Origin of the sequence: Williamsia sp. DF01-3 (genome assembly GCF_023051145.1) — a bacterium.
GTDB lineage: Bacteria > Actinomycetota > Actinomycetes > Mycobacteriales > Mycobacteriaceae > Williamsia.
This window is the reverse complement of sequence record NZ_JALKFS010000005.1, coordinates 862298-878669: the sequence shown is the minus strand read 5'-3', so window position 1 is coordinate 878669 and position 16372 is coordinate 862298. Positions and strand designations below refer to the sequence as shown.

The 16372-nt window shown below is 63.3% G+C and carries 14 protein-coding genes; 1 reads left to right on the top strand and 13 read right to left on the bottom strand.

What is annotated here, in order from left to right; genetic code table 11:
- Nucleotides 1-106: 106 nt before the first annotated feature.
- From MVA47_RS06095 to MVA47_RS06050, 10 genes are read right to left on the bottom strand one after another with little or no spacing between them, the layout of a single operon-like run.
- Nucleotides 107-1504 (bottom strand): MCE family protein, encoded by a 1398-nt coding sequence (locus MVA47_RS06095; protein ID WP_247207104.1) that lies wholly within the window; start codon nucleotides 1502-1504, stop codon nucleotides 107-109.
- Entirely contained in the window at nucleotides 1504-2643 is a 1140-nt protein-coding gene (locus tag MVA47_RS06090) for an MCE family protein (protein ID WP_247207103.1), read from the bottom strand. The genes MVA47_RS06095 and MVA47_RS06090 overlap by 1 nt, the downstream gene beginning before the upstream one ends.
- A complete protein-coding gene (locus MVA47_RS06085; protein ID WP_247207102.1) occupies nucleotides 2643-3890 on the bottom strand; it encodes an MCE family protein in 1248 nt (415 codons plus the stop codon). The genes MVA47_RS06090 and MVA47_RS06085 overlap by 1 nt, the downstream gene beginning before the upstream one ends.
- The gene (locus MVA47_RS06080) at nucleotides 3887-4969 is read right to left on the bottom strand and encodes an MCE family protein (RefSeq protein ID WP_247207101.1); all 1083 of its coding nucleotides are present in this window, start codon (nucleotides 4967-4969) and stop codon (nucleotides 3887-3889) included. Before MVA47_RS06080 ends, MVA47_RS06085 begins: the two co-directional genes overlap by 4 nt.
- Nucleotides 4957-5970, bottom strand: coding sequence for an MCE family protein (locus MVA47_RS06075; RefSeq protein ID WP_247207100.1), 1014 nt, complete (start codon nucleotides 5968-5970; stop codon nucleotides 4957-4959). Before MVA47_RS06075 ends, MVA47_RS06080 begins: the two co-directional genes overlap by 13 nt.
- The gene (locus tag MVA47_RS06070) at nucleotides 5967-7151 is read right to left on the bottom strand and encodes an MCE family protein (protein ID WP_247207099.1); all 1185 of its coding nucleotides are present in this window, start codon (nucleotides 7149-7151) and stop codon (nucleotides 5967-5969) included. The genes MVA47_RS06075 and MVA47_RS06070 overlap by 4 nt, the downstream gene beginning before the upstream one ends.
- Before the next feature lie 4 nt (nucleotides 7152-7155).
- Nucleotides 7156-8004: an ABC transporter permease gene (locus tag MVA47_RS06065; protein WP_247210621.1), complete on the bottom strand. Its 849-nt coding sequence runs from the start codon at nucleotides 8002-8004 to the stop codon at nucleotides 7156-7158.
- Between the two features lie 27 nt (nucleotides 8005-8031).
- Nucleotides 8032-8787 carry an ABC transporter permease gene (locus tag MVA47_RS06060; protein WP_247210619.1) on the bottom strand — a complete coding sequence of 252 codons (756 nt, stop codon included), beginning with the start codon at nucleotides 8785-8787 and terminating at the stop codon, nucleotides 8032-8034.
- A 32-nt stretch (nucleotides 8788-8819) separates the two neighbouring features.
- Nucleotides 8820-9695, bottom strand: coding sequence for a hypothetical protein (locus MVA47_RS06055; protein WP_247207098.1), 876 nt, complete (start codon nucleotides 9693-9695; stop codon nucleotides 8820-8822).
- Nucleotides 9692-10567, bottom strand: coding sequence for a hypothetical protein (locus MVA47_RS06050; RefSeq protein ID WP_247207097.1), 876 nt, complete (start codon nucleotides 10565-10567; stop codon nucleotides 9692-9694). The genes MVA47_RS06055 and MVA47_RS06050 overlap by 4 nt, the downstream gene beginning before the upstream one ends.
- Before the next feature lie 380 nt (nucleotides 10568-10947).
- Between MVA47_RS06050 and MVA47_RS06045 the strand changes: the two genes are divergently transcribed.
- Nucleotides 10948-11517, top strand: a complete 570-nt coding sequence (locus MVA47_RS06045; protein ID WP_247207096.1) for a TetR/AcrR family transcriptional regulator — start codon at nucleotides 10948-10950, stop codon at nucleotides 11515-11517.
- A gap of 62 nt (nucleotides 11518-11579) precedes the next feature.
- Here MVA47_RS06045 and MVA47_RS06040 read toward each other — a convergent pair whose 3' ends face one another.
- The 3 genes from MVA47_RS06040 to MVA47_RS06030 form a co-directional block, all read right to left on the bottom strand.
- Nucleotides 11580-12317 (bottom strand): ABC transporter ATP-binding protein, encoded by a 738-nt coding sequence (locus MVA47_RS06040; RefSeq protein ID WP_247207095.1) that lies wholly within the window; start codon nucleotides 12315-12317, stop codon nucleotides 11580-11582.
- Complete coding sequence (locus tag MVA47_RS06035; protein ID WP_247207094.1) at nucleotides 12314-15073, bottom strand: branched-chain amino acid ABC transporter permease/ATP-binding protein; 2760 nt, start codon at nucleotides 15071-15073, stop codon at nucleotides 12314-12316. Before MVA47_RS06035 ends, MVA47_RS06040 begins: the two co-directional genes overlap by 4 nt.
- Before the next feature lie 386 nt (nucleotides 15074-15459).
- On the bottom strand, nucleotides 15460-16371 hold the full coding sequence (locus MVA47_RS06030) for an SDR family NAD(P)-dependent oxidoreductase (RefSeq protein WP_247207093.1): 912 nt from the start codon (nucleotides 16369-16371) through the stop codon (nucleotides 15460-15462).
- Nucleotide 16372: the final 1 nt, after the last annotated feature.

The window sequence follows — 16372 nt, the reverse complement described above, 5'->3', positions numbered from 1 at the left end:
AAACGAGACGCTCCGCGCACGCCGCGGAGCGTCTCGTTTCTTGTTGTCTCGAGCCCGGTTGTCTGCCGTCGCCTCCGGCGCGGCACTACCGGGTGGGGCGCCGCCCCTAACCGACCGGCAACAGGAGCGTGTCGAGCTGACGCTGCTGTGCGGTCGAGTTCCCCTCGACCACATAGGTTTTCCCATCAGGCCCCACGTATTCGCCGGACCGCGGATTGTAGGTTGACTGCCCACTGTCGAGCACACCGACGGCCGGCGTGCCGTCGTCCTCGGTGAAGTTGACGGGCCTCGGCGGACCGATCCACGAACCCTCACCCTGCGGGACGTACTCCTGATCGCTCTTGCAGATCTCGACCGTCGGGGCGCGTTTACCGGGTTTGTCCATGCAGGGCAGATTCCTGGCACCGCGGACCGCATTCGGATCATCCTGCGGAATCGCACAATACAGCGGCGCATCGGTGCGTTGGGGCGCGTCGACGGCGGTTCCATCCCGGCGTTCTCCGGCAGGCAGGAATCCCACCGTGCAGGGTTCGGGCAGGTTCAGGTTGAGGTTGAAGGCGAAGGTGCCCCGACCGGTGGTGTGGTTGTTGGTCACCGTGATCGCCTGCTCTCCCGAGACACCCTGGGGCAGCAGCACCAGCAACTGTTCGAGGGACGCGTTGTAGGTCACCGCAACCTGGCTTAGCGACACCATGTTCGCCAGCAAGATCGGCAACGTCGGGCGTACCTTCTGAAAGAGGGCATTCGCTTCGTCCGCGGCACGCGGACCGTTGGCGAGGATCCGCTCGAACTCGGCGTCTCGCTGCGCCGTTTGGGAGGTGATGTCGGCGGCGGTGGTCACCCACGCCGCGATCGCCTCCTCGGAATCGATCTGAGATCGCAGAAGTGGTTGCGCATTGGCCACCAGCCGCGACATGGTGTCGAGGTTCCCGCGCGCATCGGTGACCAACTCCGAACTGCCGGTCAGCAATTGGGCCAGCGCGGGCCCGGTGCCGTTCAGGGCGAGATGTGATTCGTCGATCAACTTGGTGACCGCGCCCGGCTCCAGAGTGTCCAGCGCGGTGTCGACCTGGTCGATCATCGGGCCGATCTGTTGCGGAACGGTCACCTGATCGACCGGGATGGTGTATCCGTCCGAGAGGAACGGCACGCCCGCCCTTCGTGGCACGAGGTCGATGTACTGCTCCCCGATCGCGGACTGGCTGTGAACCTCCGCCGTCAGGTCGGCAGGTATGTGCTCGCCACTGTTGATCTGCGCCTTGACCAGCACCCCGTCGGGCCGCAGCGTGACGTCTTGCACCTTGCCCACCGTCACACCCCGATACGTCACATTGGCTGTTCCGTATATGCCGCCGGTCTCCGGAAGCTGCACGTACAGCGTCTGTTTGCCCAGACCGACCGCAGCCGGCGCCTGCATGTAGATGGTGGCCATCACCACCAGGGCAACAACTGTGATCGCGGTGAAGACCACCAGCTGGAACCGGACGAATCTTGTCAATACCATCAACGCCCCCCGGAAGTCGGAATCGCCAGCGGATTGGTGTCGCCCGGCCGCGGCATGATGCCGGTCTTGCGTCCCATTGCGATCTCCAGCGCTGCCCACGACCCCTCGTAGGGTGTGCCCGTGAGGAACGATGAGTCGAGGCGCCCGAGGGTCAGGTCGATGACCGCCGACAGGTTGGCGTAATCGCCCCGGATGAACTTCTGGACACCGGTCTCCGGCCATGGATACGTGGCGAGCAATCCCAGGGAACGGGTCAGATCGCGTCCGCTGTTGGCCAGAGCTCGAAGTGCCGGCGCAAGACTCTCGAGGTTCGCATCGAGATCGTCACCCGCGCGGCTGACGATCTGATTGGTGTTGTCCGCGAGACCGCCCACGGCGTTGATGGCGTCGACCACCTGCTGCTGACGTTGCCCCACCACGTCGATCGCAGCGGGAATGTCGCGTAGCGCACGGTCGAGCACGGGCTTGTCGGCCGCCAGCTGTCCGGCCAGTCGGTTGACGCCATCAATTGCCTCGACGATCGAATCGGTCTGCCCGGCAATCGATGTGGTGAACCGGGCCAGGTTCTCGATCATCTCTCGATTGTTCGGTTCGCTGCTCCGCAGCGCCAGGGCGATCTCCTGCTGCACCTCGGCCAGTTCGGACAGACCGCCCCCGTTGAGCACAACCGACACCGCTGCCAGTGTCTCCTCGGTGGAGGGGTAGGCACCGGCCCGATCGAGTGGGATCCGGGTCCCTGGTGCCAGCGACCCCTCGGGCTCTTCACCGTCCGGGAGATCGAACTCGACGTGCAGGGTACCGAGCAGGCTCGTCTGGCCGACCTTTGCGATGGTATTGCCCGGAATCACCGTGCCCGCCTTGATCGTCGCCGTGACGATGGCGTGCCAATCGGTCACCGTGACGTCTGTGATCGACCCTACGTTCACGTCATTCAACAAGATGCGCGAGTTCTGTTGAATACCGAGGACATTGGGTAATTCGATCTGCACCGTATAGGAATTGTCGCCATGGCCTTCCGCACCGGGCAATGGCAAACTGTTCGGACCTTCCCAACTCGAGCAGCCGGCGAGTACTGCCAGCAATCCGGAGAGGACAACGGACCACAGTGCGCGAGTCGATCGAGGAGTACGCCGCCTCATCAGCTGCCCCCTCCCGTCGGGGTCTTGTCGGACGTGGTGAGCCGGCGCAGCCATTCTTCGCTGTAGTCCACTTCACCAGGCCTGGTCTGAACGCCGACGATCGGGTTGACACCGACAGGCGGATAATTGATCGCCACCATGCTGAGCAGCGGACCGAGCTTCTCCACACATAGGCGAGCTGCGTCTTGGGCGTTCATCCGGCTTGCCGATTGGATGGCACCGCAGATGAACTGGATGGGATTCTGGAAGTTGGTGAAGGCCAGCGCGCCGGTGAACACGCCCTGCGCGGGCTGATAGATGTTGACGAAATTGGCGAAAGCCGTTGGCGCTGTGTGCAGCAGGGCTTCGATGTCTCCCTGACTGCGCTTGAGCGTCTCCGACAATCCGCTCAGGTCCTGCAGCGACGTTCCGATACGGTCTTTGTTGTCGGCAAGGAAAGTCGTCAATTTCCCAACGGCCTGATCCACCGATCCGAGCGCATTCGAGACCTCGAGGTGACTGTTGTCCAGCGCCGAGGTGATGCTGGCCAGACGGCCGTTGAACGCAACGATCTGGTGTTCGCTGGAGGCGAGCGCGGTGACGAACTTCTCCAATCCCTTGATGATCGTGAAAATGTCGTCGCGACTACCGGCGAAGGTCTGCACCGCGTCGGAGAGCTTGGTAAGCGTGTTGTTGATCTGTTCACCCTTGCCGTCGAGCGCCTCGCCCGCGTCTTCGATGAACCTGCCCAGAGATCCATTCGGGTTGTCCGGCGTCGGTGACAACGCAGAACCTAAGCGCTCCAGCTGCTTGCGGAAGTCATCCCATTCCACGGGGACCGCTGTGCGGTCGAGGCCCACAACGGCACCGTCAGGCAGCGTTGGTCCACCAGAATATCCCGGGGTCATCTGAATTGCCCTGGCCGTCACCAACGATGGGGACAACACGACCACTTTTGCGCCGGCGGGGACCTTGTATTCCGAGTTGTAGTGGAATGTGACCTTTACCCGGGACGGTTCCGGGGTGATGGAGTCGATCGCGCCCACTTTCACCCCGAGGAAAAGCACGGAATCGCCCTCGTAGATTCCCTTGGTCTCGGTGAAGTAGGCGGTGACCTTGTTGTTGACAACCTGTTTGTAGACAGCATGACCGGCATACGCGCCGATCAGTACGAGAATGATCACGCCGAGTGCTACCCAGGTACGACGCGAGGTACCGGCAATGGCGGTGCGCACCGAGTGATTCGCCGTGGTGAACGCTCTGATCACGGTGACCCTCCGGGTGGTGGTTCGGTGTTCTGACCCTGCCTGACGGTCGGTGGACCCGGAATCGGATTCTCCGATCGGTAGTCGCCGTACGCCGCGTCGATGAACGGTTGCAAGTACTGTCCTGGAAGCAGATTGGTGACAAACGCCTTGAAAAACGGCCCCGAGGCGACCGATTCGCCGAGAGATTGGGCGTATTGCTGCAGAGGCTTGATCGAGTTGTTGATGTCGTCGCGGTGTTTGTTGAGCAATTCCACCGCCGCATTGAGCTCGTCGAGTGCCGGTCCGATCTGATCGGTGTTGTCGTCCACGAATCCACTCAACTGGCGGGTGACACCATCGATGTTCACGAGAAGATCGTCGATCGCCCGACGGCGTTGGACGAGACTGTTGAGGAGAGTGTTCCCGTCCAAGATGATCGAGTTGATCTGTGCGCTGCGCTCATCGAGAATCTGGGTCAGGGACGTCGCGGAGTCGAACAGCTCGCGCAGTTGTCCGTCTCGGCTGTTGATGGTGGTCGAGAGACGCTCGACACCGCTCAGCGCCCCACCGAGATTCGGCTCCGTCTGTGTGAGTGTGGTGCTCAGTTCATCGAGGGCGGAATTGACCGAGTCGGTTTTGATGCCGCTGATGGTGGTGGTCAGTTCCCCGAGGCTCTCGGTGAGGAGGTACGGGCTCGTCGTGTGATCGAGAGCGATGGTCTGATCGCTTTTCAGCCGATCGTCACCCGCGGGTTCGAGCAGCAACTGTCGACTGCCCAGAACGGTGCGGTTCTTGATGGCAGCTCTGGAGTCGTCGCCGACCTCGACACCGGCCGCGGTGAACTCGACGAGCACCTTGTTGCTGTCGGTGACGCTGATCGAATCGACCTGACCGACCCGGACACCGGCAACAACCACGTCGTCTCCGGACTTGAGCCCGGCGGCCTCGGCAAAGTACGCCTTGTAGACGGGCTCGGCGGATACCATTGGCAGCCGGTCGAATTGGATACCGGTCAACACCGCCAACACCACCAGCGACAAACCGATGAGGCCGACCCGCACGCTGTTTCCCTGCTGGAACTCCATCATCAGGGCGTGCACCTCCCGGTTCCTTGTTTGGCCAGCTCGAGATACACCGGTTCACCGTCGGGACCATTGACCTTGAGGGTGACGTCGCAGAGGTAGAAGCCGAAGAAGTCGCCGTACAGCCCCAGGCGTGAGAGCTGACGATAGTCGGCCGGCAGGCGGGTCAGCAGGCCGTCGAGATATTCCCGGTCGTCGTTGATCAGGCTGCTCACCCGGCTGATCTGGTTGAGATCCTCGCGGATGTCCGGACGCACCTGCTGCATGAGCGCGGCAACCGCCCCGGAGGCATCGCTGATGTTCGCGACCGCCTGCGCGAGGGGTTCGGCATCGCCGGCCAGACCGCTGACCAGCCGCTGCAATTGGTCCAAGCCGTTCGACAGTGACTGCCGGTTGTTGTCGAAGGACTTCAGAACCGTGTTGACATTGGTGACCACCGCCCCGATGAGAGCGTCACGATCGGCGATCGCGTCGGTGAAATCTGCTGTCTGGGACAGTATCTGATCGATGTTGCCACCTTCGCCCTGCACCAGGTGCACGATCTGTTCGCTGATCGAGTTCACGGTGTCGGGATCGAGCGTTTTGAACAACGGCTGGAATCCGCCGAGTAGAGCGTCGAGATCGAGGGCCGGGCTGGTCCGTTCGACGGGGATCGTCCCGCCGGTGTTCAGGCGGCCGCCTCCGTCACCAGGATCGGCGAGTTCCAGATACCGGTCGCCGATGAGGTTCGCGTACCGGACCTGTGCTCTGGTCTGCGTGGTCAGGGGGTTGGCCGCGTCGACGTCGAAGGTCACTCGCGACAACGTGTTGTTGTACACCTCGACCGATTCGACCTTGCCGACCTCGACGCCGGCGATGCGGACAAAATCGCCGGTCTTGAGTCCGGACGAGTCGGTGAACACCGCCTTGTATCCGTCGTTGGACCGGAACCTCACCTCTCCGAACACCACAACCAGCAGCGCGAGAATCAACACGGTCACCGCCATGAACAGACCCAATTTGATCGCCGCCGATCTCATCGGCCACCCCCGACGTTGCCGAACAGGTAGTCCGCGAATATCGGGTTGCCGATCCGGGGTGTGTACGTTCCGGTACCGGTCAGGATGGCACCGGTGTTCATCACCAGATACGGTGCCGGGAAGTTCTTCTCGGTGATGGTCGGATAACAGCCGGGCTCGCCGTTCGGACCACCCTTGGCGGCGACCTTCGGGAGGTTCTCCGGGTACTTGTAGGCGTCGTCGCCCAAATTGAGCGAGACATCGAGATCAAGCGAATAGCCGGTGTTGCCCGCACCCATCCGATCCACGCGCGCCAGGTCGACCACTGATTCGTGGGGCAAGCACCCGAGCACGGCCTGATACTTCTCCAGCAGGGCTGTCGTGGGAACCAGGTTGTGTATCAACGTGATCGCATCCTCTTTGTTCTCTCCCAGAACCGCCGAGCCCTCATTCCCGAAGCCGATGGCCGACATCAGCAGGCGATCGAGGTCCGCTGCGTGCCGCACGATCGTGTTCGACGTGGTCGCGCCGGTGTCCAACAAGGTGACCAGTTGCGGACCGAGATCGGCGTACAGTTCGGCCACCCGGGCACTCCTGCGGACATCGTCGGTGAACGTCGGCATCTCGGCGTTGAATCTGACCAGGATCTCGTTGAACTGGTTGATGGTGTTGCCGAGTTCGGCCCCCTGTCCACGAAGCCCCTCGGCCAGTGCCCCGAGTGCGCTCTTCAACTTGTCGACGTCCACCGCGTTCGTCACGTCGACGATGTTCTGGAAGACCGTGTTGACCTCGGTCGTGACATTCGACGCGGAAATCACCTCGCCACCCCTCAGCCGTCCACGCGGCGCATCGACCGGTGGTGTCAGCTCGACGAACTTCGATCCGAAAACCGTTGTCGCCGCGATGTTTGCACCCGAGTTCGCCGGGATGCCCGACGCACGGTTCTCCTCGATCGCCAATACCAGACGCGCCTTGCCGCCCTCCGACTGCAATTCCTTGACCCGGCCCACTTCGACGCCGTCCACCTTCACCTTCGCACCGGGATTGAGGATCAGGCCTGCGCGCTCCGAGGTCACCACGATGTCGACCGTCTTCTTGAACGAACCGGTGAACGACAACAGGCACAAGGTGACCACGAGGACCAGCGCGACCAGCATCAGCGCTGCTCCGAGGAGTCTTCTCCAGAGCGGTAGATCGGTCATCATCTCACCCGGCCAGGTTGAAGTTGCCGCCGGTGCCGTAGATCGCCAGTGACACAAGCAATGTCACCATCACCACCGCGATCAGAGACGACCGGACCGCACGTCCCACGGCCTCGCCGACCCCGGCCGGGCCACCGGAGGCCGAGTAGCCGTAGTAGGTGTGGATGAGCATGACCGAGATGGCCATCACGATGGCCTGGAGGAAGGACCAGACCAGGTCGATCGGACGCAGGAAGGTGGCGAAATAGTGGTCGTAGACACCGGCGCTCTGACCGTAGAACAGGGTGGTCGCCACCCGAGACGAGATGAACGCCATGATCACCGCCAACGCGTACAAAGGCAGCGCCACAAACGTTCCGGCGATCATTCTGGTGGCCACGAGATAGGCAACCGAATCGACCGACATGGTTTCCAGCGCGTCGATTTCCTCGCTGATCCGCATCGCTCCGAGCTGCGCGGTGGTTCCGGCGCCGATCGTTGCCGCCAAACCGATTCCAGCGGTGACCGGAGCCGCGATCCGCACATTGATGAACGCCGAGAAGAACCCCGTCAAAGCCTCCACGCCGATGTCGCCCAGTGAGTTGAACCCTTGAACGGCCAGGAGCGCACCGGCAGACAGCGTCAAGAACCCGACGATCACCACGGTTCCGCCGATCACTGCGAGCGCACCGGCTCCCATTCCCAGTTCAGCGACCAGTCGCAGCATCTCCTTGGGGTAGCTGGCCAGTGCCCTGGGAACAGCACGGAAAGCCTGGAGGTAGAAGTTGCCGGCATCACCCAGTTTCAGCAACGGGGAAAGACGCTTGATCAGACTTGCCCGAGGGCGGTGGAAGCGCGACCGCAAGACCGCCATCTCTTGATTGACCTGAGTCGCCATTGCTTATCCCAGTGTCGCTTTCACTCCGACGGCGGTGATCACGACGTTGACGGCGAACAGTGCCATGAATGCGTAGACAACTGTTTCGTTGACGGCGTTGCCCACCGCTTTGGGCCCACCGGAGACGACAAGACCGCGATAGCACGCGACCAGACCGGCGATCAGTCCGAAACTGAGTGCTTTGACGCAGGAGATCACCAGCTCCGGCAAGTGGGTGACCAGAGTCAGACCGGACACGTAGGCACCCGGCGTCACGTTCTGGACGTACACCGAGAACATGTAGCCGCCGACGAGACCGATCAAGATCACCAGGCCGTTGAGCAGGAACGCCACCACGGTCAGCGCTGCGATCCGCGGAACAACCAGTCGGTGCAGTGGATCGATCCCGAGCACCTGCATCGCGTCGATCTCTTCGCGAATTGTTCTGGCGCCCAGGTCCGCACACATCGCGGTCGCACCGGCACCGGCGACGATCAGCACTGTCACCAACGGGCCGACCTGTGTCACCGCACCCAGTGCCGCGCCGGCGCCCGACAGATCGGCGGCGCCGAACTCCACCAGGAGCAGGTTGAGCGTGAACACCACCAGCACGGTGAACGGCATGGCCACCAGGAGCGTCGGGAGCAACGACACCGAGACCACGAACCACGATTGGTCGATGAACTCGCGCCACTGGATCGGTCCGCGGAGCGATGCCCGTGCCGTCAATCCGCACATCGCGAAGAACTGACCGACGCCGGAGAGCGGTTTGGCGAGCATCTTGGGCACCGAAGAGGTGTGAGGGACCGCCATCACGAGGGCACCAACTCGTCGACCTTGAGAACGCCTTCGGATCGGACGAGATGTACCAGAACCGTCGAGGCGGTGCTGACCGGATTCTGGTCGTCGGTCGACGTCGTCGTCTGGTTCAGGAACACCAGGACCGACGCCGCGTCGGCAGTGGCCTCCGTGACTGCCGTGCCGGTGACCTCGGCGACCGTCGTCACCTGCTTTTCGCGAGCTGTCGGAATCACCACCTGCTCGGTGTACGTGCGGTAGTAGTCGAGAAACTGTCCGGTCAATCGCTGTTGCGCACTGGCGATCTCGGCATCGACCGTGGCGTATTTGTACGTCAGCAGGTTCTTGACGATGGTACCGGCCTCACCTGCGGCGGTGTTCCTCATCTGCGCGACAGCACGATCATCTGACGTTTCTCCAGCACTTTGCGCGGTCACACCCACAGCGAGTCCGATGACCGAGATGCACAGGAGGACAAGCACAACGGTCCGGGCGATCTTTCGAGGTGTGACGCGTTCGGGTGTCCGCCAGGAGGTGCGACCCACCCGGCGTGTGACGAATCCGAGTGCCTCGTTGCCCAGGGTGTGCCCCTGCCACGCCTGCCATCCGACCAGATTGAGCAGGGACAACACGGCGATCGTGCCGGCGGCCGCGATCGCAGCCGTCCTCGCGCCTTCCGATGCCGTGAGGCCCCTCGTGCCGAGGAGGACGGCTGCGATCAGCGCTACGGGTACAACGATGTCGACCCCCAGCGCCGCCGCTCGCCGCCTTCTGCCGGCAGGAACCCCTGAGGTGTTCTCGGACTCGATGGGCTGGGTGTGAGCCACATCTGCGGTGTCGACGGCCGGATCGGCGTCTGCGTCGGACTCTTTGATCAGGCTCGCCGTCATGGCACGAACTCCATCTTCGCGATCTTGTCGCCTTGCGCTGTGGGCTTGACCGTGACTCTCAGTCTCCATTTGCGTGGCTCGTCTTGTGCGCCGGCAGCGTTGGTCACCTGAGATGACGCGGCAACGAGTACCGAGTAGGACCCGTCGGCGTTGCGCTTCTCGATACCCGCGTTGTCGATCTTTCCGACGGTGGTGACGTTTGCGTCGCGCACCACTGTGGCGAAGGCGGCCGAACGCTGGCTGAAGTCGGCCTTCCACTCACCTGTCGCGCCGTCGAGGATCTTCTCGACGTCGGCGTCAACGGAATTCTGATCGACACTGAGCATGGCCCGCACGCCTTCGCGTGCGGTGTCGACGATCTGGAGGTCATGGTCTCGTGTGGCGATCGTTCCGCGATGATCGGACCGCTGTTCGATACTCACCACGGCCAGTGCCGCGGCCGCGACGATCAGGACGATCACACTCACCGCCCACGGCCGCCACCACGCCCGCAGCTTGCCCACACCGACGGCGAGAAGTCGCGCAGGGCGACGTCCCGGTCGCGGGCGGTCGCCATCAGACACGTCAACCGGCTCGTGAACAATCTGCCGGGGCGAAGGGGCGGTGTCCGAATCTGGCTTGACGGCCTTGTCTTTGACCGATTCATCGACAACAACCGTTGCGCCGGATTGCTTTTCGTCACCCTGCGCGGACGAATTCCGCAATTCGGACAGCCGCGTTCTCGCTTGTGCCGCAGTAGCTTCGGCTTCAGCCGCGGCCACTTCCGCTTCTACAAGGTCTAGCGCGGCACGCGCCGCCTCCGCGCGCCTCCTGGCGTCCGACACGCGCTCCGTCGGAGCCGTGGCGGCGTCCGGTTTGGCTGTCGTAGACATGGCGCACTCCTTCCCGCTGGTCATCCCCGACCTCAGGCACGCTGATCGTACTCACTTAATCAGCTAAATGTATAGCTATTTCGCCGATTAGTTCGACAGGTTGTACTTTCTTACTCTGATGCAGATTGTCTCAAACTCTTCGATGCATTTTGCCTCGCAAGCGTAGCCCGTCCACTAGCCTGACAAGACCGGAACGGAAGGAAACAGTTAAATGATTATCGATCTCGTCGACCCGCTTGAGTACCTGGTGAAGTTGATCGCGTGGGGGTTGCTCCGAGGTCAACTGCCTCCTGCCTGATGACCACCGACGGCGTGCGCCCCGGCTGGGGTCCGTCGGTCGGTGGGTCGCTCGCACCGATGCGACTACATATCCTGCTGATATGAACGCGGCAAAGACTCCGGATCCCAGAGTGTCCAGAACTCGAGCCGCGGTCCGCGAGACGATCAGGGAGTTGTTCGAAGCGGAGGGCGCTGCGTCCCTTACCCATCACCGCGTCGCCAAACATTCCGGAGTGGGGCGTGCCACGATCTACCGCCATTGGCCCGACACGACGGATCTGCTGTCGGAAGCACTCACAACGGTGGACGACCCGCTCCTGCGTCTGGGCTCCGGACCGTTGCGTCCATGGTTGCGCCGTGAACTGACCCGGATGGCCTACGTGCTGAGTGAGCCTGTGTCGCGGCAATTCCTGGCCGCGATCGTCGCGAGCGGTGGCAGTGATCAGCGAATCGCCGACCTCTGCCGTGACCTCAACCGACGGATGACCCAGACTCTGGCGACCAAATTGGAGCATTCGAAGCAGCGCGATCTGATCGACGCGGTCGACCCGTCAACCCTGCTGCTCCAGCTCGTCGGTCCGATCGTCCTGCAGGTGTCGGTGCTGCGGCGGTCCGTCGATCGCTCGTTCATCGACCAGGTCATCGATTCGGCGCTGGACCCGCGACCCTGAGCGCATCACCCGAGACCGAGCCGTCACCACGGCACTCACCGGGTGTGAAGCGCCGGACCGCTTCAGACCGCGGCTGTCTCCCCCAGATATGCCGCCTCCAAGCGGTTCGGGTCGGCCGCGAGTTCGGCGGCTTTACCTCGCAGATGCACATCTCCGTGCACCACGACGATGGCCTCGTCGGCAACGCTGAGCGCCAGGCTGACATGTTGCTCGACCAGCACCACCACAGCGTTCGTCTCATCCGCGATGCGCCGAACCACCGGCAGCAGATTCTCGACGATGACCGGAGCCAACCCCATGCTCATCTCGTCGATCAACAGGACTCTGGGATTCTGGACGAGCGCCCGCGCCACCGCGAGCATCTGCTGCTCACCGCCGGACAGAGAACCGGCAGTGACCTTGAGTCTCTTTGTCAGAGCCGGGAACAACTCCATGGCGCCGTCGAGGTCGAGGCCGCCTGACTTGTTGGCGATGGTGATGTTCTCTCTGACCGTCAACGTGGTGAACAGTGCACGATCGTCCGGAACCAACACCAGCCCCGACTTGTTGGCCGCGGCCGGCCTGCCGTTCGGCAGCGCTCGACCGGCCACCGACACCCCGCCGGAGAGCCGAGGCAGCAGACCGGCCAGCGTCCCCAGCAAGGTTGTCTTGCCGGCGCCGTTCGGGCCGAGCAACGCCAGCACCTCTCCTTGCCGCAAGGCCAGATCGAAACCGCGGAGCACGGCCACCGACCCGTGACCGACGGTCAGATCCTTGCACTCCAGGGCGTAGTCCGATGTGGCTGTGATGGCGTCGGTCATGATGTGATCTCCTCTGCGTGGGCGTTGCCCAGATAGGCCTCGGCGACCGTGCGGTCGTTGCGCACCTCGTCCGGCGTCCCGGACACGATCACCTTGCCGAAGTTGAGTACGTGGATGCGGTCACACAGGCCCAGGACAAATCCCATGTCGTGATCGACGAGCAGGATGCTGACGCCACTGTCACGTACTGCCCGCAATTGTTCTGCCAGCCAGCGACTTTCCGACGTGTCCAGACCACCGGCTGGTTCGTCCAGCAACAGCGCGGTCGGTGACCCGACCAGTGCCCGTGCGATCGAGACGAGTTGACGCTGGCCCTGGGACAATTCGGAAGCGGGCCGGTCTCGAACCGGTTCCAGGCCGAGCAGCCCGAAGATGGCGTCGACTCTCGCCTCGTCGGTCATGTCCGAGACCCGCCCCTCGGGCGAACTCGCTGCCGTGAGCCCGACCTTGATGTTCTCGATGACACTCAGGTCGTCGTACAACTCGATGGCCTGGAATGTCCGGCCGAGGCCGGCGCGGATTCGTTTGTGTGGCAGCAGTTTGTCGATGGACTTGCCACCGAGCACCACGTCTCCGGTGTGCGGGGCGAATCCGCTGATCGCGTCGATCAGCGTGGTCTTGCCCGCACCGTTGGGTCCGATCAGTCCGACCACCGTTCCCTTGGCGACCGAGAACGACACATCGTCGACGGCGACAACACCGCCGTAACGCACTGACACGTTCCGCAGTTCGAGTACCGGCGGCGCGTCCGGATCGAGCGCCGGGCGCTTCACGGCCGCCACCTCGATTGCCGCAGCGGCACCGGTTGCCGTGTCGTCGGGCGCCTTCGACCTGCTCCGCCACCTGGCGATCAGAGTGTGTACCGGTCCCACCACGCCCTCCGGGTTGAAAATCACGGTGAGGACGAGCAGCAGACTCGCAACCACCGGGTACCAGCCGCTGACGGTGAATGCCTCGTCGATCACGATGATCAGCAATCCGCCCGCAGCCGTGATCCCGGCGAGGTTGCCACCGGAGACCGACGTCGCGCCCGCGAGATACACCGCACCGAAGAGGATCAGCCCGTTGAGCGCGGAGAACGAATCAAAGGTCACCGCCTGCTGCTGGTAGGCCAGCAGCGAGCCGCCGAGCCCCGCGATGAATGCCGCGATCGCAAACGCCGCGATCTTGATGACCGTGACATTGACGCCGGCAGCGGCAGCGGATCGCTCGTTGGCGCGTACGGCCAACATCTGGGCACCGAGTTTGCTGCGCCGGAGCAGGGCGACCCCGACGCCCACCGCGATGAGAACGATCAGGCACAGAACGCCGAACCGCAGCCGCGGATACTCCAGGCCCGCACCGATTCCCAGGTCCCACCCGAACAGCTTCGGCGAAGGCACCGCCTGGCCGGCCGAACCGACGAAGTCACTGTTGCGAAACCACACCGCCTCGACCGCGTAGGCCATGGCCAGTGTCACCACAGCGACGGTGAGACCTCGTATCCGGAGGGCGGGCAGACCGATGATCACGCCGAGGACAGCTGCGATCAGGGCCGCGACCAGCGGCGCGATCGGGAACGGTATGTGCAGATCGGAGGTGAGCGGCCCGACCGCGAACCCCGCAACTCCCGCGATGGTCAACTGCGCCAACGACACCTGACCGGCGTATCCGGTGACTACCACCGTGGACAGAGCGACGATCGCCATGATCAGACTGACGATCAACCCGGTCCGGAACCGGTCGTCCAGGAGGATGAGTCCCAGCAATGCGATGATCCCGAATGCGATGGTGGTCCACACCACGTGTTCGGGTCGTGGAGCTCTGCCGAGGTTGCGTTCGATGACAGCACCGCGAGAGGGAAGTGGTTGTGCCCGTACCACGAGCAACAGCAGGATGATGATCAGTGGCACCAGTTCCGGCAGCCCCGCCGACGGCAGCCAGTCGAACTTCGTGGCCAGGTTCTGGGCTTCGGACTGCAGCATTCCGATGACGAGACCACCCACCGCAGCAACGACGACCCACTGAAAACGGGCAGCGATCGCCGCGGCAAGAGCGGGGACGATGAACAGTGTGTAGGCCACCGGCACCAGCGGGACGATGGGTGCGATCAGGATGCCCGCCAGTCCGGCAACGGCCGAGCTGATCATCCAGTTGTACACCGCGACCCGGTCCGGAGAGATTCCGCTGATATACGCGCCCCGCTCGCTCTCGGCGGCCGCGCGGGTCGCCAGACCGAACTTGGTGAACCGGAAGATCGCTGCCAGCACCACGGCAACCACCACGACGGTGATGGCGAAGTAGATGCGGTCCGACGACACACGGAGGTCGCCCGCCGACCACACCTCGGTGGGGAAGATCGGGTCGACAGCGATCGGCGTGGTACCGATCATCTGGGCCACCAGTCCGCTGATCAGCAACGAGATACCGAGCGCTGCAACAGCCTTGGCGACCGGCGGCGCGGTCCGTAGTGGCCGGAAGACGAGTAGGTAGAGGAGTAGTCCGAGGATCGCCGCCATCACGAGGGCAATCAGCATCGCCGGCCACAGACCCATCGGGTCGCTGACCTCGACCGTGACGGGGAATCCCGGGACCAGGATGAGCAGTTCGCCCTGCCGCAGGTACGCGTAGGCGTAGGCGGTGTAGAGGGCGATCGAGCCGGTGGCGAAGTTGAGGACGCCGGAGCTCCGGTAGGTCATCACAACAGCAAGGGCGAGTGCACCGAACACAGCCCCGTTGCCGAGACCGAGCAGGAGGAATACGAGGTGTTGCGTCATCTGGGTGACGATCCTTGTCATCGAAATCGGTCGAGTACCGCTTGACGATAGGTCAGGGATCCTCTCGGTGCATGTGTTTTAAAAAAGTACGAACCTCTATTTCATCTAACTGTTTAGAGTCCGGATGGCCATCGTTGGCCTGCAGGCCCGTGCAACGGCCGCGAACTGCAGATATGCGTCCATCACCGTCGGGCGATGGCGAGAGAAACAGACACGGTGTTCCGTCCCACGGGAGCCACACTGCCCGTTCCTCCTCCGGGCCCGAGCTGGGATACGACTGGGATCAGATCATCGCGGTGAAGACCTCGACCGCGGTGATGTGACCGGTGTGAGCTGAACCCTTCTGACCCGGGGCCGAGGCCAACGGCCGGGTACATCGATCTGTGTCAGTTGGTGACCAGTTGTGCGACAAAGCCGTCCGGTGCCGTGCCGTATAGCAGGCGGGCTGCATGGCTCAGTTCGGCGACATCGAGCTTGCCATCCGCGCGTGCGCGATACCTCTCGGGCTTCTGTGTCCAGCCGATCATCCGGATCAACAGATCCCCGTCGACCCGCAAGACCTGTCCGGTCAGCCAGGCGGCCTCGTCGGAGGCCAGCCAGGCCACCACAGGTGAACTCTGACCGGGATCGAGGCTCGGATCGTTGGCCTTGTCGCCGGTGAAGACATCGGCGGACAACCGGGTTGCCGCGACCGGCGAGATCGCGTTCGCCGTGACGTTGTACCGCTCCATCTCCAATGCCGTCGTGAGCGTCAGGCCGGCGATCGCAGCCTTTGCCGCGCTGTACGCCGCTTGTCCCGCATTGCCTTTGAGTCCTGCACCCGATGTGGTGTTGATGATCCGGCCGCGGACGTCGGCGCCGGCCTTCGATTCGTTCCGGAAGTGGTCGCACGCATGTTTGGTCACCGAGAACGTGCCCTTGAGGTGGACCGCGATGACAGCATCCCAGTCCTCCTCGGTCATCCTGGTGATCAGCTTGTCGCGAACGATGCCCGCGTTGTTGACCACGATGTCGAGGCGGCCGAACTCCTCGATGGCCTGGGCGATCAGATCGGCGCCGTCGCTCCAGCTGGTGACCGAGCCCTTGTTGGCCACCGCCTTTCCGCCGGCCTCGACGATCTCCCGGGCGACCTGCTCGGCGGGGCTCTCACCCGAGTCCGTGCCGTCGCGGGAGACGCCGGGGTCGTTGACGACAATCGCGGCGCCGTGTCTGGCCAGTTCCAGGCAGTGTGCCCGTCCGATTCCGCGGCCACCGCCGGTGACGATGGCGACTTTGCCGTCGAGGTGTACTTCTCCCATG

Coding starts and splice junctions, on each gene's coding strand:
- MVA47_RS06090 (WP_247207103.1), bottom strand. CDS start 2,643: ATGAGGCGGCGTACTCCTCGATCGACTCGCGCACTGTGGTCCGTTGTC.
- MVA47_RS06065 (WP_247210621.1), bottom strand. CDS start 8,004: ATGGCGGTCTTGCGGTCGCGCTTCCACCGCCCTCGGGCAAGTCTGATC.
- MVA47_RS06045 (WP_247207096.1), top strand. CDS start 10,948: ATGAACGCGGCAAAGACTCCGGATCCCAGAGTGTCCAGAACTCGAGCC.
- MVA47_RS06050 (WP_247207097.1), bottom strand. CDS start 10,567: ATGTCTACGACAGCCAAACCGGACGCCGCCACGGCTCCGACGGAGCGC.
- MVA47_RS06075 (WP_247207100.1), bottom strand. CDS start 5,970: ATGAGATCGGCGGCGATCAAATTGGGTCTGTTCATGGCGGTGACCGTG.
- MVA47_RS06035 (WP_247207094.1), bottom strand. CDS start 15,073: ATGACGCAACACCTCGTATTCCTCCTGCTCGGTCTCGGCAACGGGGCT.
- MVA47_RS06070 (WP_247207099.1), bottom strand. CDS start 7,151: ATGACCGATCTACCGCTCTGGAGAAGACTCCTCGGAGCAGCGCTGATG.
- MVA47_RS06095 (WP_247207104.1), bottom strand. CDS start 1,504: ATGGTATTGACAAGATTCGTCCGGTTCCAGCTGGTGGTCTTCACCGCG.
- MVA47_RS06030 (WP_247207093.1), bottom strand. CDS start 16,371: ATGGGAGAAGTACACCTCGACGGCAAAGTCGCCATCGTCACCGGCGGT.
- MVA47_RS06040 (WP_247207095.1), bottom strand. CDS start 12,317: ATGACCGACGCCATCACAGCCACATCGGACTACGCCCTGGAGTGCAAG.
- MVA47_RS06055 (WP_247207098.1), bottom strand. CDS start 9,695: ATGACGGCGAGCCTGATCAAAGAGTCCGACGCAGACGCCGATCCGGCC.
- MVA47_RS06060 (WP_247210619.1), bottom strand. CDS start 8,787: ATGCTCGCCAAACCGCTCTCCGGCGTCGGTCAGTTCTTCGCGATGTGC.